Genomic DNA, 17,937 nt, shown 5'->3' on the forward strand with positions numbered 1-17,937 from the left:
GGGCGCGCGGGCCGCCCCGGCGGGGGGGGGGGGGGGGGGCCCCCCCCCCCGGGCGGGGGGGGGGGGGCGGGCCCCCGCCCCGCCCCCCCCCCCCCCCCCACCTTCAGCGGGCCCGTCCCCGGGCCCCGTATGTCGACGCAAAAGGTCTCGGCCGCTGTCAGGAGGCCGGAGTACCCGACCGCTCTTCCTCCTCCTGCCACGAGTCCACCAGCGCGAGCGCCTCGTCGAGGGTGTCCGAGACCGACACCGTGAGGCTGACCCCCGTCAGGTCGAGGATCCGCCGCACGGCGGGGGTCGGTGCGATGACGTGGACACTGCCCGACACCTTGCGCGCCTCCTGGTAGCTGCGCAGCAGCACGTTCATGCCGGAGGAGTCCATGAACGGAACGCCCGAGAGGTCCAGCAGGAAGCGGCGCCGTCCGTGGTGGAACTGGTTCGCCAGGTGGTGCTGCAGCTCGGTGGCCGTGTCGATGTCCAGCGACCCCTCGACGGTCAGCAGCGCCACGTCCTCGCGGGGCAGGGTGACATCGATGGACAGCGGTTCCAGCTCTGCGGACACGCTTACCTCCTACGGAAGAACAACATGGGTATAGGAGGGCTGGCTACCCCGAATGTTCGATTCGACGCACCTCGGACCCCGATCGTCGTGAAGACCGGGGTCCGAGACGTGCCGTCGTCAGTGGCGTCCGCGCATTCTGCCGAGCAGCCGCTGGGCCTGCGCCCGCTTCCGCGGGTCTGCCGCGGCACGCCGGATCTCCTCCGCCGTGCGCCGCCCCTGGGGACTGCGGGCGAACTCCTTGAGGCGCTGCACCATTCCTGCCATGACCGTCCTTCCGGCGCGGGGATCGGGCTGTGTACGTCCCGGCTACCCCGTGACCGCCGCCTCAGACCCGGCAAGGGCCCTCGGCCGCGGTTCCGTCGAACGGCTGAACTACCTTGCCGGGTCCGGCTCGTTCTCCTCTCGTGAGCATCGTCGAGGCGGAGATGAGGAATCGATGAGCCGACACCGCAAGGGCCGCAGGCACCGCAAGGTGAACATGACGCCGCGTCCGGTCGGACCGAGGAGATCACCGCGCGCGGTACCGGAGAGGACGGCCGCCGCCGCGGCCGGGGCGGCCCGGACGACCGCCGCGATCCCGGGGCAGGACACCACGGGACCGAGTGCCGGCGAGGTGTCGAGAAGGGTGAGCGAGAGCGGACTCAGCCGGCACGCGGTGCGCACCTGGGAGCGGCTCGCGGAGGCGGGTCCCCGGGGAGCCGAGGTGGCGGAGCTGAGCGCGACCGTCGGCTTCCAGCGCTCCACCGTGCTGGGCCATCTCAGGGGGCTGGCCGGACTGGGCCTGGCCGAGGGCGACGAGAGCGTGTGGCGGGCGACCGAACCGGCGGACGACGGCCCGGTGCCGCCGCGCGGCTCCCGGGCGTCCGCCGGAGCCTCCTAGGGCTATCGGCATACAGGGGCGTGGCCCCCGCGGACCGCGGGGGCCACGCCCCTGTGCCGATGGTGCGGTGACGCGGCGCCGCCCCGGTGGCGTGTCAGCCCCTTCCGCGGTCCGACGCTCCCGGTGTCCTCTCCAGGGCGCTCGGCGCCCCGCCGGAGGGAAGGGCGCCGGCGCCCGCGGGCTGCCGGCGGCGCCGGGCCAGGTTCTCCTGGGCGGCCTCGCGGGGGTGCCGGCGCTGCCAGTACGGGTTGTCGTGCGGCAGCTTGCTCGACACCCGCCCGTACATGCCGAACGTGAGGATCACCAGGCCCATCACGAAGCTGAAGATGACGTTGCTCATGCCGAAGTCGAGGATGTTGGCCGACCGGTCGAGGATGAAGATGTGCACGAAGCCGCTGAGCAGGAACAGGGTGCCGACCACCATGTTCAGGGTGGAGGCCACGTTCCCCCCGATGAACCCGCCGGCGATCAGGGCCACGCCGACCACGACGGAGATCAGGCTGAGTGCGCCGTTGCTCGACATGCCCGCGATGGTGTTGCCGTTCGTGGCGAACGGGCTGAGTTCGTCGGCGAAGCCGAGACTGCCGAAGATCAGCAGCACCACGCCGCAGAAGGCCGCGCCCCAGCGGTACACCGCACCGAGCTGGTGGTCGACCGGCAGTTCGTCCTGGAGCTTCATGGCTTTCCCCTTCGCCTACCGGGAACGGGCACGCAGGCGGCGCCCGTCATGTGTGGTTCGTCCCACTATTCCGCCAAAACCGCCCCGGTGGTTGCAGCGAGGATGGCGCAGCGGGCGGGGTCGCCTGGAGCGGGGGCGTCGGATCACCCCGCGGGCCGGGCGCCGGCCTCGAAATGGCGGTCGACCGCCCCCGGCAGCTGCCGGACCACCGCGTCCCCGAGCCGTTCGAACTCCTTGCGGAGGAAGGGCGTCGCCAGCCTGGCCAGGCCGTGGAACTCGATCCGGGCCCGGTAGGTCATCCGGGTGCCTCCGTCGTCGGCCGCCTCGAAGCTCATGTCGTCCGTCGAGGTGGCGGTGCGGTTGCGCCCCACGAAGGTCAGCCGGCGCTCCTCGCGGCGGACGAGCCGGTAGCGCAGCTCCGTGCGCCGGCCGCGGAACTCCGACACGTTGTCCCACTCGGAGCCCTTGGCGACCGGAGCGCCGGCGCGGGTGGGGCGGCAGCTCACCGTTCCCGGGTCCCACTCCTCGGTGTGCGCGAAGTCCGCCAGGTACACCACCACGTCGGGCAGCGGGTGGTCCAGCGTGAGCGTGCGTTCCACCTCGATCATCGGTACTCCTTGCGCGGTGTCCGGAGGGCCGGCGGCGCCGGCGTGCTGACAGGTCCTCCCCTCTTCCCGGCGGGCCCGCCGGGCGGATGCAGGGAACCGGCGGTCGACAGAGTGTCGAGTCGCCTCCGCCGGGCATCCGGTCTCCACCACTTCGACACGAGGAGACCCCATGCTCGGCATCGTCGCCGCTGTACTGTTCTTCATTTCGTTCCTCATCAACGCGGCGGACATATCCACCAACGACGTGTTCAGCTCGACGAACGTCATGCTCATCGGGCTCGCCCTGCTGGCGCTGCACGTGGCCGGGGTGGGCAGCGGCTGGAACACGCGCGGCCGCCGTCGGTGACCGCCGGGGCGGGGCCGCGTCGCCGCCGAGCGCGACAGGGCCCCGGCCCGCCGTCCCCCGTGCGTGTGACATCCGCCCATCGACTTGCAGAGCGGCCGTCGACCGCGAGATGGTTGCCGCACGGAAACAATCTGTCGTCCGGAAAGGTGGTGGGCCCGCACTCGCGCGCCCTTGCTCGTGGACACTTCCCAGCAGCCTCCTGCCAGCCCGCGCGGCGTCGGCCTCGGCGCCACGTGGGGCTCCGCCCCCTACCCCGTCGTGGTCGCGGACCCATCCGGCACAGTCATCGACCTCAACAGCGCGGCCGCCGCGCTGTTCCCCGGCGCCGTCACCGGCGCCGCCCTGCGGGACGTGGTTCCCGAGTGGCTGGCCGGGGCGCACGGCCGGCTGCGCACGCCCGTCCCCGGCCCCCGGCGCTCGGGCCCCGCTCCGTCGGCCGCCGGCCGGGTCGGTGACCGCACGTTCGAGGCGCACCCGACCTGCACCGACGACGGCGACGTCATGTGGTGGCTGGTCGACGACACCGACCGGCGGCTCGTCGAGGACGCCCTCAAGAGCGAGCGCGAACGCACCGCGTTCCTGGCCGGCGCCTCCAGCGCACTGCTGTCGTCCCTGAACGTCGAGCGCTGCATGGAGGTCACGGCCCGCCTGGCCGCGGAGCACCTCGCCGACGCGGCCGTGATCGTCGCCCCGCCGCGCGGCCGCAAGGTGCCCCTCACCTTCTGCGGCCCGGACGGCGGCCTGGTGCACCGCACGGTCCTGGAGGACGTCGGCCTGCTGCCCGGACTCGGCGACGCCCTGCGCGGGTTCCCGCCCGTGCCCGCCCGCTGGATCGATCCGGCGAGCGTGCCCGACTGGATCGTCCCCGACGACTTCACCGACCCCGTCGGCTCCGCCGTCGTCACCCCGCTGCCCGGTCACGGCGTGCCGGCCGGCGCCCTGATCCTGCTCCGCTCCAGCCACCACGCCGCGTTCACCGAGAGCGAGGAGATCTTCGCGCGCCTCTTCGCGGCCCGCGCGGGAGCGGCCATGTCGGCCGCCCGCATGTACGCCGAGCAGGCCGCCATCACCACGACCCTGATGCGCGAACTCCTGCCGCCGCAGCTGCACAACGTGCACGGCATCGAGTTCGCCGGGAAGTACCGGCCCGCCGGGCAGACCGAACGGGTCGGCGGCGACTTCTACGACGTCCACCCCGGCACCGACGAGGGGCAGGAGTCCCTGGTGGTCCTCGGGGACGTCTGCGGCAAGGGCCTCGAAGCCGCCGTACTGACGGGCAAGATCCGCAACACGGTGCAGGCGCTCCTGCCGCTGGCCGGCGACCACCAGCGCCTTCTCGGCCTGCTCAACGGCGCGCTGATGAACTCCCACCACACCCGCTTCGCCACGCTCGCCATGGCCTCCGTCGTCCGGCGCGGGGGGATGGTCCGTGTGCGCGTCACCAGCGCGGGCCACCCGGCGCCGCTCATCGTGCGCGCCGACGGTACGGTCGAGCACGCCAGGACCCGGGGCACACTCGTCGGGGCGTTCTGGGAGATCCACTCCACGACCGCCCACGTCGCGCTGGCACCGGGGGAGACCTGCCTGTTCTTCACGGACGGCATCACGGAGGCGAGGGGCGGCCCGCTGGGCGACGAACTCTTCGGGATCCGCCGGTTGGAGACCGCGCTCACCCAGTGCGCCGGCATGCCCGCCGAGGCGGTGGTCGAACACGTCCAGATGCTCGCCGCCCAGTGGGTCGGCCGCGGAATCCACGACGACATGGCGACGGTCGCGATCACCGCTCCCCACCACGCGCACCTGAGTGCGGTGAACGGCCACACGCGGGGCAGGTACACCGCATGACCGCTTCCTCCACCCGGTCCGCCGCGCACCTGGCGCTCCCCGAGGCGCGCGAGCGCCTGTGGCAGGCCGTCCACACCGGCGACGAGCCCCTCGCGACCACCGTCGTCCTCGACACGATGACGGCGTCCGGCGACCCCGAGTCCGTCCTGCTCGACCTGATCGCACCGGTACAGGCGCGGGTCGGCCTCGAATGGGCCGCGAACCGGCTGACCGTCGCCCAGGAGCACACCGCGACCGCGATCCACGAGCGGGCGATCGCCGTGCTCGCCCACCACACCCGTCCCGGTCCGGACACCGTCCCCCGCGGCTCCCGGGTCACGGTCGCCTGCGTGGACGGGGAATGGCACGCTCTGCCCGCCCGGCTGCTCGCGGAGACGCTGCGGCTGCGCGGCTGGCAGGTGGACTTCCTGGGCGCCCACGTGCCCACCCCGCACCTGATCGGGCACCTGCACCGCACCGGACCGGACGCGGTGGCCCTGTCCTCCTCGATCCCCACCCACCTGCCCGCCGCCCACACCGCCATCACCGCCTGCCAGGCCGCCGGCGTGCCGGTGATCGCGGGCGGCGCCGCCTTCGGGCCGGACGGCCGCCACGCCCGCGCCCTCGGCGCCGACGCCTGGGCCGGCGACGCCAGACAGGCCGCGGCGGCCCTGGCCAAGGGCCTGGACCGGCCCGACCCGATGGCCGCGCACCAGACGGTGGACGACCTGCCCCACCTGGTCGACCAGGAGTACACGATCGTCGCCCGGACGACGCACCAGCTGGTCAAGGAAACCTTGACGGAGCTGGAGAACCGCTTCCCCCCGATGCGCCGGTACGCCGAGGAGCAGCGCCGCCGCACCGCGGAGGACCTCGCGCACATCGTGGAGTTCCTCGGGACGTCGCTGTACGTCGACGACGAGGAGCTGTTCGCCGGGTTCATCCTGTGGACGGCGGGCATCCTCACCGCCCGCCGGGTCCCCGCCCGGAGCCTCGACCCCGCTCTCGACCTGCTGGCCGTCCAGCTCAAGGATTTCCCGCGCGCGTGCCGCACGCTGGCGCACGCGCGGGAGGCGCTCCGCACCCGGAGTACGCCAGCATTCACGATCCCCGGCCCCGGAAAGCCCGCATGACGACTTCGCACCCACCCTCCTTCACGCTCACCGTCGAGGCCGAGACCACCGGGCTGGTGGTCCGCGTCGGCGGCGATCTCGACTACGAGACATGCGACGAGCTGATGAGGACCGTCGACCAGAACATCGCCGTCCGGCCCGCCGCCGAGGGGCGGCTGCTCGACCTGCACCTCGACTTCGCGGGGCTGCACGGCATCGACTCGATGGGACTGTCCGTCCTGCTGATGATCCGGCGGCGGACGGACGCGGCGGGAGTGCGCCTGCACCTGGACGAGCGACCGCCCCACCTGGAGCGGCTGCTGGAGATCACCGGCACGCTCGACCACCTCACGGCACCCTGTGACGTGAGCAAGAGCGAGCAGCGCCCCGGCACGGGCTGACGGTCCATCAGCGGCTCCGGGGCGAACGGCGGTTCGTCACCAGGACCCCGGACGCGCGACGTGATTCCACCGAATGCGGACCGGATAGCAGGGTATTTGCAGCCCTGAGAGCGGCCCGAGGACGGATTCCCGTCTTCCGGCCCGCTCCCCGCCGTGCGGGCGCCCCGAGCGCGTCGACGGCGCGGCGGACCGGCGAGCTGAAGGAGGACGGCATGACAGTCGACGGAATCTGGGCGTACGCACCGGAGTTCGACCACCCCGAGGTGCACGAACTGGCCGGCTACGGCGTCGAGGCCACCGACGGGACCGTGGGGCACGTGGACCGGCAGGCGGACGAGGCGGGCATGCGGCACCTCGTCGTCGACACCGGGCTCTGGGTGTTCGGCAAGAGCGTCCTGGTCCCCGTCGGTCTCGTCGACGGCATCGACACCGCGGCACGGAAGATCACCGTGGCGTGCACCCGCGAGGAGATCAAGTCGGCGCCCTCGTTCAAGACCGACCGGGAGACCGCCGACCCGGCGTACCTCTCCAGTGTCGGGAGCTACTACCGGAGCCTGCCCCCGAGGCAGCGCGTCTGAGGGTGCCGTCCGGAAGGCGCCGGGGCCGGCCGGCGGACCGCCTGCATCCGGATGCGGCCTCCGGGCCGAAGCGACAGGGAGTGCCCGCGGACCATCACGTCCGCCGGTCGGATGTCCTCGCGCGACCATGAGGCGAGCGCGAGCAGACGAGAGAGAGTGTTCAGATGGGGTTGGAGGCCACCGTGACGCATCGGGCGGTCCAGGACGCCTTCGTCGTGCGCGTGGGCGGCGACATCGACCACGAGACCGCGTCCCACCTCGCCGAGGCGCTCGACCTCGCCGAGCGTGTCGGCTCGTCCCGTACGGTGGTCGATCTGTCGGAGACGGCCTTCGCGGACTCGTCGATCCTGCACGTCCTCCTCGAGGCGCAGCGCGCACACCGGGCCGGCGGCACACCCATGGTGGTCTGCGGACCGTTCAGCGACATCGTTCGGAGGCTGTTCGACGTGACAGGAACCGAGGGCTTCTTCGTCCTCGTCGGCACCATCCAGGAAGCCCTGGAACTCCCGGTCACGGCGACCGAGCGATGAACCCGGCCAACCGCCCTCCCGCGGCCGACCGGAGCGTGGGAACGGTCGGTTCGGGCGAACCCGACCTCAGGGACACCGGCATGACGGACCAGAACGAAGCCCCGCCGTTCGCCTCCCTGGCCTCCCCGCCCGCGCGTCCGCCCAACGCCGGGACGGCCGTCACCAGCGCCGCCGGCGCGCGCCGCCACGTTCAGGAGGTCGTGCGCGAGCATCCCGGCTTCCCGGACGGCGACGTGCGCCAGGAAGCCGTCATCGACCTGCTGCTCGTCGTCTCGGAACTGGTCACCAACGCCATCCGGCACGGCGACGGGCTGGCCGGGTTCACCGCCGTGCCGACCGAGGGCGGGGTGTGCCTGGAGGTGCGCGACCGCAGCGACGTCGTGCCGATCCACGCCTACGGCAGCGGGGAGATCCCGCAGCACCGCCAGGCGAACGGCTACGGATGGCCGCTGATCATCCGCCTGTCGCGGGACATCGCCATCGAGCCGTGCCCGGACGGCGGGAAGACGATCCGGGTGATCGTCCCCCTGCGCTGACCGTCGAGCCGACGCCCCGCCCCGAAGCCGCGGCCCGCGTGCCGCGGCTTCGGCATGTCCGCGGCCCCGGCCTCCGGATCGTGGGGGAGGGGCGCGAAGGCCGGGCCCGGGCGGGGCAGGGCTTCGGCGCAGTCGAGTGACGTCCGGTGTGTGACGGTCTGCCGGCTCGTGGACGCCAGGCGCGGCTTCCAACTCGGAGTCCCGCGCCCCAGGGGCGATTGCGGAGGTGCTGCAGGCTGTGGTGCACCGATCCGGGGCTTGCGGGAGGTAACCGTCATGGGGGAGCTGCGAGGCGGCTACAGGGTGCACTTCGGGCTGACGTTGGTGCTCTGCGGCGTCGATCTGTTGTGTATGGCCTCGACCTGGCTGCCCGGCGAGTACACCCTGCCGAAGTGGCTCGTATGGGGGTTGTGCGGCACCGTGATCCCGGTCTTCGCCGTCGCGCTCGTCCTGAGCGTCGCCGGCGGAGCCGGGGCCCAGCTGATGGGCCCGCACAATGCCGCCCGGTTCATCGGGTACGTCCTGCTGCTGCCACCCGCGCTCAAGCTCGCCTACGGGTTCATCGTCTGCCTGGCCGCGCTTGGCTTTGCGACCGGTGCCGGCGCAGCCGAGGACGTACATGCAGACGCGTCAGGCTACTACTACACCTACTGGGACAAGAGCGCGCACCCGCAGCGCAGTGTCAGGGTGGAGCTCACCGAGCGCGAGTACCACGAGGCGCTGAAGTGCCAACTCCGGGTCTCCAGCGCCGTCCCGGCTGTGTTCTACGCGTTCAGCAGTTTCCTCGTCCTCGCCTCCGCGTCGGCGTCCGCCGGCCGTGCCCGGACGGCCCCGGAGCGTTCGTCCGGCTCTGCGGAGCAGGCCAGGTGGTCCTGAGGGCAGGACACGCTCTCGCGGGTTCGGGTTGCCGGCGGAGCTGCCCAAGAGCGGCCGGGATCGGCGATGGTGCGTCGGCAGGCACGGTCTTCCACTCGGGTCGCGGGGCGTCGAGAACTCCATGACCTGGGAAACCGTGCCTCTTCCGTTCCCGGCCCCGCTGTTCAACCGGCCGTCACGAACCGGACGCCACACGACGACACCGCAACCCTGCCGGGCAGAGCCGCGCGGAGAGGCCGTCACCGGTATCGGCGGCCCGCCTGCGTCGAGCGGGGACAGTTCTCCGAAGCTGCTCCCGTTCCGGATTGGTCCGGCAGCGAATTTCCCCCGAACCGGTGATTGCCCAAACTCCGACCAATCCAGGGCCGTCGCTGCGCCGGATTCCCCGTGTGAGCCGAGAAACGAGGAGTTCGACAACCGCCCCCGGGCGTAGGGCCGGTGCTTCCCCGAGGACCGCCGATTCGTTCTCCACGCGATTCCCGCTCGAAAACCACGGTATTTGCTGGGCTGCGCCGCGAATGCCGCTTCGTTCCGACAGGAGAACCTCATGAGCATGCGTATCCGTCACGTCGCTGTCGCCTTTGCCACGGCCGCCGTTCTGCCGATCGCCCTGACGGCCTGTTCCAGCGACAGCAAGGACAGCGACGCGTCGAGCTCGGCGAAGGCGTCCGCCTCCGCGCCGGCTTCGGACGACGCCTCCGCTGGTTCCTCGGGCATGGCCGGCAGCATGGACGAGCCGTTCGGCCCCGCCTGCTCCTCGGTGCCGAAGGACGGCGCGGGCTCCTTCGACGGCATGGCCAAGGACCCGGTGGCGACGGCGGCGTCGAACAACCCGGCGCTGTCCACCCTGGTGACGGCCGTGAAGAAGGCCGGTCTGGTCGACACGCTGAACAACGCCGAGAACATCACCGTGTTCGCGCCGACGAACGACGCGTTCGCGAAGATTCCGAAGGACACCCTGGACAAGGTCCTCGCCGACAAGGCGCAGCTGACGAAGATCCTGACCTACCACGTCGTGGGCCAGAAGCTCGCCCCGAAGGACCTGGAGAAGGGCTCGTTCGACACGCTGGAGAAGAGCAAGCTCACGACCAGCGGTTCGGGTGAGTCGTACACGGTGAACGACTCCGCCAAGGTCGTGTGCGGCAATGTGAAGACCGCCAACGCCAACGTGTACATCATCGACACCGTTCTGATGCCGAAGAGCTGACGCACGACCGCCCCGGCCCCGCGGGAGACGGCCGCGGGGCCGCCGGGGATTCCTGTGGCGGGCAGGAACAGAGGAGTGACCGGGACACGCGTCCGTCCCGGTCACTCCTCGTCCGCGTGTCCGCGCTGCTCTGCCGCCGCAACGGGACGCGCCGTGGCTAAACGAGTCCCGTGACGGTGACCCGTACCGACGCCTTCCCGTCCGGGAGCAGGACCTCCAGGGCCTCCTCCAGAGCACGGCGCGTGGCGCGGGCGACATCGACGGTGCGGCGCTCCCCACGTGCCACGATCCGCACGTCCACCTCCCACGGATCGGACGTGCCGCGCCGGGTCACCCGGATGCCGGCCGTGTGCGCTCCGGCCCGCGCCGCTCCCGAGCCGGTCCGGGCGCGCAGCAGTTCGGTGAGACCGGGTTTGAGGAACGCGACGCCCGGCACCTCCAGGACCGTCCGGGCCAGGGCCTCCGTCAGCGTGTCGTGCACGGCGTAGCGCGTCATCGGTCGCGGCCTTCCTCGAAGTCGGCCACGGAGCCGATCAGATCGGTGATGCGGATGTCCACGGCCGCCGCGTCCATGCCCAGGCGGGTGTGCGCCGCGTCGAGGACCGCCTCGCGCACCCGCTCCGCGAGGTGGTCCAGTGCGGCGCCGGCCGGGGCGGCGATCTCCAGCCGCACGTCCACCCCGGACGGGGCAGCGGGGGACCGGGGGACGATCCGGCACGACCCCGCGCGGACTCCGGCGACGCTCTCCGCCGCGGTGCGCAGCGTCCGCGCCGCGACCGCTTCCATGATCCACAGGTCTTCGGCGGGGCCGCCCAGCGGGAGGGGCCTGCCCGGGCGCAGCTCGACCCGCACCACGTCCATCACCCGCCGCGTCAGCGCGGTGGCGTCGTACGAGGCGACGGGTTCCGTCTCGGCGCGCAGGCCGCCGACGAGGGACTCCAGGCGGGTCCACTCGCCGAGGGCCCGCCCGCAGTGCGGGCAGTGCTCGGCGTGGGCGTCGGTGCGCGAGGGATCCTCCGCCGTCTCCCAGACCTCGAACAGCGCCCGTCCACAGGGCAGGAGTTCGCCGTCGTCGTCGGGATCGAGCCGCCCCTCCGGCGGGCCGTGGTGGTGGGTCATCGCCAAGCCCCCATCGCTTGTGTCAGTCGGTGTCGTGCGCGAAAGACGCGGGCGCGGACCGCCTGCTGGCTGATTCCGACGGTGTCCGCGATGAACTCGTAGGACCGGCCGTCCAGTTCGCGCAGCACCCAGCAGGTGCGCTGTTCCGCCGAGAGGTCCGCGAGCGCCGTCTGCAACGCGTCGAGCGCCGCCCGGGACTCCGCGAGCCGGGAGGGCGAGGCGACGTACTCGGGGGCCGCGACCTCCGCCACCGCCTCCAGGGCGCTCTCGGGCCGCCGGGCCCGCAGCACGTTGAGGCACCGGTGGGTCACGATCCGGTACATCCACGTGCCGAACGACGATCTCCCCTGGAACTCGGGGAGCTTGCGCCACGCGCTCACGAAGGCGTCCTGCACCGCGTCCTCGCCCTCCGCGCGGCTGCCGAGCAACCGCGTCGCCAGCCCCACCAGCCTCGGGGCATGCCGTCGCACGAGGGTCTCGAAGGCCTCCTCGTCGCCCTCGGCCGCCCGTGCGGCCAGCAGCGCGTCGTCGGTCCCGACGTCCGCCGGCTCGGTGATCTGTCTCTGGGCCCCCGGCACTCGGTGGCTCCTCTCGCTTGCCTCTGCGGGTTGGACACGTCAGCGTGCTCCCCTGTTACGCACCGGGGACGACCGTGGATGCACCCGTCCGGTCCTCCTCCCCGGCGCGGGAGGGCGCACTCCGGAAAAAGAACGCGGTCCGGGGGCGTAACAGAACGGCCCGGGCCGGGTCTGTTCCCACGAAGGCAGTTCACAGCGACCGAAGTGGGAGATCGTCATGACAACCCAGCAGACGGCACCGGAGACCCGACGCGAGGCCGCCCCGTCCCGCCCCGAGTCCGCCGCGGCCGGGAAGGCCGCCGGCAGCGCCGGCGGATCGACGACCCTCAGCGGCGGACTGTCCGGAGCGGGAGCGCCGGCCGACAGCCGGGGCAAGACGTCCATCGCCGACGTCGTCGTCGTGAAGATCGCCGGCATCGCGGCGCGCGAGATCCCCGGCGTGTACGACATGGGCGGCGGGCTCTCCCGGACCATCGGCGCGGTCCGCGACCGGGTGCCCGGCGGGCGGCCGAACGTCGGCCGCGGCGTGAAGGTCGAGGTCGGCGAGCGGCAGACCGCGATCGATCTCGACCTGGTCGTCGAGTACGGCGTGCCCATCACCGACGTCGCGCGGGACGTGCGCGAGAACGTCGTCTCGGCGGTGGAGCGCATCACCGGACTGGAGGTCGTCGAGGTGAACGTCGCGGTCAACGACGTCCACCTGCCCGAGGACGACGGCGAGGAGGCGTACGGGGACGCGCGCGTGGAATGAGACCCCGATCGGCCCCGTCCGGACCCCGGGCCGAGGACGCCGGCCGGGCGCCGGCCGTGAGAGGTGAGGAATGAACAGAGCAATCGTCGGCATGTTCGCGGGCATGGCCCTGGCGTTCGCCGGCTACTTCGGCGGATTCGGCGCGTTCCTGCTGGTGGCCGCCCTCGGCGCCGTCGGCTGGGCCGCGGGCCGCTACCTGGAGGGCGGCGGCCGTGCCGAGGACCTCCGGGACCTGTTCGAGCGGAGGAACCGATGACGGACGGGGCGGTGCGCGGCACCACCACCGTCTCGGACCGGGCCGTCCGCAGGATCGCCGAACGCGCGGTGACCGAGGCCCTGCCGGAGGGCGGGGCGCGGCCCGCGGCCCGCGGTTCGGCGCGCGTCAGCGGGCGGCGCGCCGCGGTCTCCCTGCGCGTCGCCCTGCCCTACCCGGCGCCGCTCGCCGCGAGCGCCGACCGGGTGGAGCGGCACGTCACGGAGCAGACCGGCCGGCTCACCGGGCTCAAGGTCGCACCGGCCCGCGTCACCGTCACCGGCCTGACCGGCCCGGCCCGGGCGTCCGCGACGACCCTCGTGAAACCCCCGTCGGCCGGCCGGACACCCCGGCGCCACTGGTCGGCGCGGCGCGTCCCCGTCGTGGGGGCGGCCCTCGCCGCGGCCCTCGGCTGCGGCGCGGTCACCGTCGACCTGCTGCGCGTCCACCTCGCCGGCCACCCGGCCGCCGCGTGGCGGACCGGACTGCTCCACGCGCTGGAGCGCCGGGGGCCCGCGGACCTCCCGCCCGCCCTCGGCGCCGTCCTCGCGGTCGTCGGCCTCTGGCTGTGCGCCCTCGCGCTCACCCCGGGCCGGCGCGGACTGCTCGGCGCCGCCACGCCCGGCCTGAACGCCGCGGTGGACCGCACGGCGGTGGCCTCGGTGATCCGCGACGCCGTCACGGACGTGCCCGGCTGCGCACGCGTGCGGGTCCGCGTCGGCCGCCGGCGCGCCCGCGTCCGCGCCGAACTCGCCTTCGGCGCACGGGAAACAGCCGCCGAGGCCGTCGCCGCCGCGGTCCGCCGCGCCCTGGACGACTGCGCGCTGCGCCGGGCTCCACGGCCGACGATCACCCTGCGGCCCGCGCCGCTCTGGCAGCCGCCGGAATCGGTGACCGGCCCGCCGCACCTCCCGCCGGCCCGAAGCGGGACGGGTGAACCGCCGGCGCGGCCCGCCGGGCCGTCCCGCCCCGCAGGCGAGGGGACCGCGCTTGCCCGGCCGCGATCCGTGGAAGACCCCTGTGAGGAGACGCGGCCCACCGCAGCCGGGCCCGCGGACCCGCCCGCATCACCCGACCCGTCGGAACCCGCCGGGCACCCCCGATCCGCCGGAAGCGAGGCGTGATGGAACAGCCGTCCGGCACCGCCAACCGTGCCGTCCTGGCCGGGGCGGGACTCGTCCTGCTCGCGGCCGGCCTCTGGTCGCTCTCCTCGGCTCCGTCGGTGGCGCACCGGATGCCGGCGTGGTGGCCGAAGGCCGGCCCCGACCTCGTGTGGGTCTCCGCCGGCCGCGTGGCGGACCTGCGCACGCAGCCCTGGTGGGTTCCCGGCGCCGTCGCCGTCGCGACGGCGGCCGCCCTGGTCTGCCTGCTGGTGGCCCTGAGCCGCCTGCGCGGCGCGACGCGCTCCCGGCTGACCCTGACACCCCGCGGCGCCGTCCTGCGGACCCGCGCCCTCGCCGACCTGCTCACCCGGCGCACCTCGTCCGTTCCCGGCGTCGCCCACAGCCGCGTCGCCGTCCGCGCCCGTCGCGGCCGGCTGTACGTGCGCGCCCACGTCCGGCTCGCCCCGGACACCCCACCGAACGGAGTCCTCGTGACCCTGGCCGCGCTCATGGAGGAAGCACGGATCGCGGCCGCCCCGTGCCCGGTCCTTCCGCAGGTACGGATCAGCAGCCGCCCCCACCGGAGCGCGCATGTCCGCTGAGTCCGGTCCGAACAGCGCCATCGAGACGGTGCGGCCCGCCGTCCTGCGCCGCCCCGCACGCCGGCTGCCCGCACTGTGGTGGCCGGCGCTGCGGCGCACCCCGGTGTCGATGTGGAACGACGACGTCTCCGACTGGGCCGCCGCGCTGACGTACTACGCGATCCTGGCGGTCCTGCCCGCCATGCTCGTCATGGTGGTCGCCTTCGGCCTGATCAGCCCGGACACCGCCGAGCAGTTCATCGCCCACGTCACGGCCTACGCGCCCGGCCAGTCGGGTGCGGAACTGCACCAGGCGCTGGGGGAGATGCTGCGCCAGCGGTCGGCGGCCTGGACCCTGCTCGTCGCGGGGGCCGCGAGCGCCCTCTGGTCCGCCTCCAGCTACCTGGCCGTGTTCCGCCGCGCCCTGCACCGGATGCACGACGTGGCGGACCACCGCTCGGCCTGGCGCACGGCGCACCGGCTGGTGCTGACCGCGATCGCTCTGCTGGGGCTGCTGGTGGTCAGCGCACTCGTGCTGCTGCTGACCGGGCCCGTGGCCGAGGCCACCGGCCGGGTCTTCGGCCTCGACGGGCAGGTCGCCGCGGTGTGGGGCGTGCTCCGCTGGCCGCTGCTGCTGTGCCTGGTCGCCCTGTTGGTCGTGATCGTGTTCCACACCGGCCCGGTCGCGGCCCGCAGGCGCCGCCACAGCCTGCCCGGCGGTGTTCTCGCGGCCGGTCTCTGGCTGGTCGTCTCGGCCGGGTTCGCCGTGTACGCCTCGATGTTCGGCACCTACAGCAGGCTCTACGGGTCGCTCGCCGGCCTCGTCGTCTTCCTCGTCTGGCTCTGGCTGTCCAACCTCGCGCTGCTCGCCGGAGCCCAGTTCACCGCCGAGCTGAGCGAGGCGGCGACAGCCGAGAAGCAGACGGGTCTGTGAGATTCGAAGGTTTGTGGCGGCCCGTTCGGCGCACACGGACTATGGACATCACACCTGTAGGGACAGTGGAGGAACCGTGGGCATCATCGCTTGGATTCTGATCGGATTGCTGGCCGGTGCCATCGCCAAGCTGCTCCTGCCGGGCAAGGACCCGGGCGGCATCATCGTCACGATGCTGATCGGCATCGCCGGCGGTCTGCTGGGCGGCTGGCTCGGCAAGGTCATCTTCAACGTCGACTCGATCGACGGGTTCTTCGACCTGTCGACGTGGATCGCCGCCATCGCGGGGTCGCTGATCCTGCTGATCCTGTACCGCGTGCTCACGGGCAACCGCCGCTCGCACGGCCACGCCTAAGGGGTCCGCACCCCCACGACGCGGCACCACCCACGGCTCGGGGCCGGCACCGGAACTCCTCCGGACGCCGGCCCCGAGCCGTCTTCCGTACCAGGCGCACCGAGCGCGCGAACCGGTGCCGCCCACCGCGGTCGGCCGGGCACCGGCGGCCGCCGAACGCTGCATCCGCGGCCGGGGCGCCCCGCGAAGTCCTCGTGGAGACGCCCGCCGGCACCCGCAGGGCAGGGCGGCACGCCGCGGACAGGAGAGGCCATGAAACCCCACGGGCAACGCAACCCCGAATCGGTGTGGGACTACCCCCGTCCCCCGGCGATGGAGCCCGACCGGCGTCCGGTCGTCGTCGAATGCGGCGGCGAGCGCATCGCCGAGACCACCCGCGCCCTGCGGGTCCTGGAGACCAGCCACCCTCCGGTCTTCTACCTGCCGGCGGACGACGTCCGCACCGACCTGCTCCGCCCGGCCGCCGGGAGCAGCTGGTGCGAGTGGAAGGGGCCCGCCGTCTACTGGGACCTGGCCGTCGGCGGCGACGTCCGGCACGGCGCCGCGTGGAGCTATCCCGAACCGGCGCAGCGCTACGCCGCGCTCGCGGGCCACCTCGCCTTCTACCCCACGCGCGTCGACCGGATCACGGTGGACGGCGAGCCCGTCACCGCGCAGGAGGGCGACTTCTACGGCGGCTGGATCACCGCGGAGATCCGCGGACCGTTCAAGGGCGGCCCGGGAACCCTCGGCTGGTGAGGCCGCCGGGGCCCGTGCCCTCCCCGTGCGACGCGCACCCTGCGATGATCGTCGGACAGCGCGTGCCCCCACCGGGCGCCGACCGCGGCGCGCTCCGCCGCCCGGCCGGCCGACGCGGGGCGCGCCCCACCAGCCGTGAGGAGCCCGAGTGACCTACGACGTCGGCGCGTTGCGCGCCGAGATCCCCGCCCTGCGGTCCGGCGTTGCCCACTTCGACGGTCCGGGCGGGACCCAGACCCCGGCCCGGGTCGCCCGGGCGGTCGCCGACGCGCTCACGTCCCCGCTGTCGATCCGCGGACACCTGACACCGGGAGAGGCGAACGCGGAGAGGCACGTGCGGGAATTCCGGCAGGCGATGGCCGATCTCGTGGGAGGCGACGCCGCCGGGGTCGTCTTCGGCCGCAGCGCCACCCAGCTCACCTACGACGTCGCACACACCCTGGCGAAGGACTGGGAGCCCGGCGACGAGGTGGTGGTCAGCAGCCTCGACCACGACTCCAACATCCGCCCGTGGATGCAGGCGGCGGCGCGGGCCGGCGCGCGGGTGCGCCGCGCCGACTTCGACCCGGCGACCGGTGAACTGCCGCCCTCCGCCGTGGGGGACCTGCTGTCGGAGCGCACCCGGCTGGTCGCCGTGACCGCCGCCTCGAACCTGATCGGCACGATGCCCGACATCGCCGGGATCGCCCGGCTGGTCCACCGGCACCCGCGCGCCCTGCTCCACGTGGACGGCGTGCACTACGCCGCCCACGCCTCGGTGGACCTCGCCCGGCTCGGCGCCGATCTCTTCGTGTGCTCCCCGTACAAGTTCCTCGGCCCGCACCACGGAGTGCTCGTCGCCGCACCGGAGCTGCTGGAGGGGCTGCGGCCCGACAAACTGCTGCCGTCCACCGACGTCGTGCCGGAACGCTTCGAACTCGGCACGCTGCCCTACGAGATGCTTGCCGGCACCACCGCCGCCGTCGACCTGCTCGCCGGGCTCGCACCGGACGCGAGCGGCGGGCGCCGGGACCGGCTGCGGTCCGCGTTCGCGGCGATCGGGCGGCACGAGGAGGGGCTGCGCGGGGAGTTGGAGGCGGGGCTGGCGGCGCTGCCCGGTGTGACCGTGTACGCGAGGGCCGCCGTGCGGACGCCCACCCTGCTCCTCGGGTTCGACGGCAGGGACGCGGCCGAGGCCTCCCGGTTCCTGGCGGCCCGCTCGGTGCACGCGCCCGCGGGATCGTTCTACGCCGTGGAGGCGTCCCGGCACCTGGGCCTCGGGGACACCGGCGGGCTGCGCGTCGGGCTGTCGCCCTACACCGACAAGGACGAGGTGGCCCGGCTGCTGGAGGGTCTGGCGGATTTCCTGCGCTCGTAGGGCCACGGCCCGCCACGCGCCGGGCAGCGGGG

Annotated in this window: 25 protein-coding genes; 18 read left to right on the forward strand and 7 right to left on the reverse strand. The window is 73.5% G+C overall.

The window, feature by feature from the left end; translation table 11 throughout:
- Positions 1–157: 157 nt before the first annotated feature.
- Together ACGFS9_RS00935 and ACGFS9_RS00940 are read right to left on the reverse strand one after the other, a co-directional pair.
- Positions 158–559 carry an STAS domain-containing protein gene (locus tag ACGFS9_RS00935; protein ID WP_393249426.1) on the reverse strand — a complete coding sequence of 134 codons (402 nt, stop codon included), beginning with the start codon at positions 557–559 and terminating at the stop codon, positions 158–160.
- Between the two features lie 117 nt (positions 560–676).
- Complete coding sequence (locus ACGFS9_RS00940) at positions 677–823, reverse strand: hypothetical protein (protein WP_393249428.1); 147 nt, start codon at positions 821–823, stop codon at positions 677–679.
- A 361-nt stretch (positions 824–1,184) separates the two neighbouring features.
- Between ACGFS9_RS00940 and ACGFS9_RS00945 the strand changes: the two genes are divergently transcribed.
- Positions 1,185–1,439: a hypothetical protein gene (locus ACGFS9_RS00945; RefSeq protein WP_393249430.1), complete on the forward strand. Its 255-nt coding sequence runs from the start codon at positions 1,185–1,187 to the stop codon at positions 1,437–1,439.
- 94 nt (positions 1,440–1,533) lie between these two features.
- Here the strand turns inward: ACGFS9_RS00945 and ACGFS9_RS00950 are convergent, their stop codons facing one another.
- Both ACGFS9_RS00950 and ACGFS9_RS00955 read right to left on the reverse strand, forming a co-directional pair.
- A complete protein-coding gene (locus ACGFS9_RS00950) occupies positions 1,534–2,118 on the reverse strand; it encodes a DUF4383 domain-containing protein (RefSeq protein WP_393249432.1) in 585 nt (194 codons plus the stop codon).
- 143 nt (positions 2,119–2,261) lie between these two features.
- Positions 2,262–2,726 (reverse strand): SRPBCC family protein, encoded by a 465-nt coding sequence (locus ACGFS9_RS00955; RefSeq protein ID WP_393249433.1) that lies wholly within the window; start codon positions 2,724–2,726, stop codon positions 2,262–2,264.
- A 169-nt stretch (positions 2,727–2,895) separates the two neighbouring features.
- Here ACGFS9_RS00955 and ACGFS9_RS00960 point away from each other — a divergent pair, with 169 nt between their 5' ends.
- From ACGFS9_RS00960 to ACGFS9_RS01000, 9 genes are all read left to right on the forward strand, one after another.
- Positions 2,896–3,072, forward strand: a complete 177-nt coding sequence (locus ACGFS9_RS00960; RefSeq protein ID WP_393249435.1) for a hypothetical protein — start codon at positions 2,896–2,898, stop codon at positions 3,070–3,072.
- A 177-nt stretch (positions 3,073–3,249) separates the two neighbouring features.
- Positions 3,250–4,917, forward strand: a complete 1,668-nt coding sequence (locus ACGFS9_RS00965; RefSeq protein ID WP_393250466.1) for a PP2C family protein-serine/threonine phosphatase — start codon at positions 3,250–3,252, stop codon at positions 4,915–4,917.
- Positions 4,914–6,029: a B12-binding domain-containing protein gene (locus tag ACGFS9_RS00970; protein WP_393249437.1), complete on the forward strand. Its 1,116-nt coding sequence runs from the start codon at positions 4,914–4,916 to the stop codon at positions 6,027–6,029. The genes ACGFS9_RS00965 and ACGFS9_RS00970 overlap by 4 nt, the downstream gene beginning before the upstream one ends.
- Positions 6,026–6,409: an STAS domain-containing protein gene (locus tag ACGFS9_RS00975; protein ID WP_393249439.1), complete on the forward strand. Its 384-nt coding sequence runs from the start codon at positions 6,026–6,028 to the stop codon at positions 6,407–6,409. The genes ACGFS9_RS00970 and ACGFS9_RS00975 overlap by 4 nt, the downstream gene beginning before the upstream one ends.
- Positions 6,410–6,621: 212 nt before the next feature.
- Complete coding sequence (locus ACGFS9_RS00980; RefSeq protein WP_393249441.1) at positions 6,622–6,987, forward strand: PRC-barrel domain containing protein; 366 nt, start codon at positions 6,622–6,624, stop codon at positions 6,985–6,987.
- A 164-nt stretch (positions 6,988–7,151) separates the two neighbouring features.
- Complete coding sequence (locus ACGFS9_RS00985) at positions 7,152–7,517, forward strand: STAS domain-containing protein (RefSeq protein ID WP_393249443.1); 366 nt, start codon at positions 7,152–7,154, stop codon at positions 7,515–7,517.
- Between the two features lie 80 nt (positions 7,518–7,597).
- Positions 7,598–8,053, forward strand: a complete 456-nt coding sequence (locus ACGFS9_RS00990) for an ATP-binding protein (RefSeq protein ID WP_393249445.1) — start codon at positions 7,598–7,600, stop codon at positions 8,051–8,053.
- Positions 8,054–8,329: 276 nt separating this feature from the next.
- Complete coding sequence (locus ACGFS9_RS00995; protein WP_393249447.1) at positions 8,330–8,929, forward strand: hypothetical protein; 600 nt, start codon at positions 8,330–8,332, stop codon at positions 8,927–8,929.
- Positions 8,930–9,476: 547 nt separating this feature from the next.
- Positions 9,477–10,136, forward strand: coding sequence for a fasciclin domain-containing protein (locus ACGFS9_RS01000; protein WP_393249449.1), 660 nt, complete (start codon positions 9,477–9,479; stop codon positions 10,134–10,136).
- Positions 10,137–10,293: 157 nt separating this feature from the next.
- Here ACGFS9_RS01000 and ACGFS9_RS01005 read toward each other — a convergent pair whose 3' ends face one another.
- Genes ACGFS9_RS01005 through ACGFS9_RS01015 form a run of 3 tightly spaced genes read right to left on the reverse strand, consistent with a single transcriptional unit; the run spans position 10,294 to position 11,833 of the window.
- Positions 10,294–10,632: a hypothetical protein gene (locus ACGFS9_RS01005; protein ID WP_393249451.1), complete on the reverse strand. Its 339-nt coding sequence runs from the start codon at positions 10,630–10,632 to the stop codon at positions 10,294–10,296.
- Positions 10,629–11,255, reverse strand: coding sequence for an Asp23/Gls24 family envelope stress response protein (locus ACGFS9_RS01010; protein WP_393249453.1), 627 nt, complete (start codon positions 11,253–11,255; stop codon positions 10,629–10,631). The genes ACGFS9_RS01005 and ACGFS9_RS01010 overlap by 4 nt, the downstream gene beginning before the upstream one ends.
- On the reverse strand, positions 11,252–11,833 hold the full coding sequence (locus tag ACGFS9_RS01015) for an RNA polymerase sigma factor (RefSeq protein ID WP_393249455.1): 582 nt from the start codon (positions 11,831–11,833) through the stop codon (positions 11,252–11,254). The genes ACGFS9_RS01010 and ACGFS9_RS01015 overlap by 4 nt, the downstream gene beginning before the upstream one ends.
- A 217-nt stretch (positions 11,834–12,050) precedes the next feature.
- On the opposite strand from ACGFS9_RS01015, the gene ACGFS9_RS01020 reads away from it, so the two are divergent.
- The 8 genes from ACGFS9_RS01020 to ACGFS9_RS01055 all read left to right on the forward strand — a co-directional run bounded on the left by ACGFS9_RS01020 (position 12,051) and on the right by ACGFS9_RS01055 (position 17,905).
- Positions 12,051–12,584 carry an Asp23/Gls24 family envelope stress response protein gene (locus tag ACGFS9_RS01020; protein WP_393249457.1) on the forward strand — a complete coding sequence of 178 codons (534 nt, stop codon included), beginning with the start codon at positions 12,051–12,053 and terminating at the stop codon, positions 12,582–12,584.
- Positions 12,585–12,654: 70 nt separating this feature from the next.
- Complete coding sequence (locus ACGFS9_RS01025; RefSeq protein WP_393249459.1) at positions 12,655–12,840, forward strand: hypothetical protein; 186 nt, start codon at positions 12,655–12,657, stop codon at positions 12,838–12,840.
- Positions 12,837–13,961: a DUF6286 domain-containing Asp23/Gls24 family envelope stress response protein gene (locus ACGFS9_RS01030; RefSeq protein ID WP_393249461.1), complete on the forward strand. Its 1,125-nt coding sequence runs from the start codon at positions 12,837–12,839 to the stop codon at positions 13,959–13,961. Before ACGFS9_RS01025 ends, ACGFS9_RS01030 begins: the two co-directional genes overlap by 4 nt.
- Positions 13,961–14,542, forward strand: coding sequence for a hypothetical protein (locus tag ACGFS9_RS01035; protein WP_393249463.1), 582 nt, complete (start codon positions 13,961–13,963; stop codon positions 14,540–14,542). The genes ACGFS9_RS01030 and ACGFS9_RS01035 overlap by 1 nt, the downstream gene beginning before the upstream one ends.
- Entirely contained in the window at positions 14,532–15,455 is a 924-nt protein-coding gene (locus tag ACGFS9_RS01040; RefSeq protein ID WP_393249465.1) for a YihY/virulence factor BrkB family protein, read from the forward strand. Before ACGFS9_RS01035 ends, ACGFS9_RS01040 begins: the two co-directional genes overlap by 11 nt.
- A gap of 76 nt (positions 15,456–15,531) precedes the next feature.
- A complete protein-coding gene (locus ACGFS9_RS01045; RefSeq protein WP_393249467.1) occupies positions 15,532–15,810 on the forward strand; it encodes a GlsB/YeaQ/YmgE family stress response membrane protein in 279 nt (92 codons plus the stop codon).
- A gap of 252 nt (positions 15,811–16,062) precedes the next feature.
- The gene (locus ACGFS9_RS01050) at positions 16,063–16,548 is read left to right on the forward strand and encodes a DUF427 domain-containing protein (RefSeq protein WP_393249469.1); all 486 of its coding nucleotides are present in this window, start codon (positions 16,063–16,065) and stop codon (positions 16,546–16,548) included.
- Between the two features lie 148 nt (positions 16,549–16,696).
- Complete coding sequence (locus tag ACGFS9_RS01055; RefSeq protein ID WP_393249471.1) at positions 16,697–17,905, forward strand: cysteine desulfurase-like protein; 1,209 nt, start codon at positions 16,697–16,699, stop codon at positions 17,903–17,905.
- Positions 17,906–17,937: the final 32 nt, after the last annotated feature.

The sequence above is a fragment of the Streptomyces sp. NPDC048566 genome, assembly GCF_043199735.1.
GTDB lineage: Bacteria > Actinomycetota > Actinomycetes > Streptomycetales > Streptomycetaceae > Streptomyces.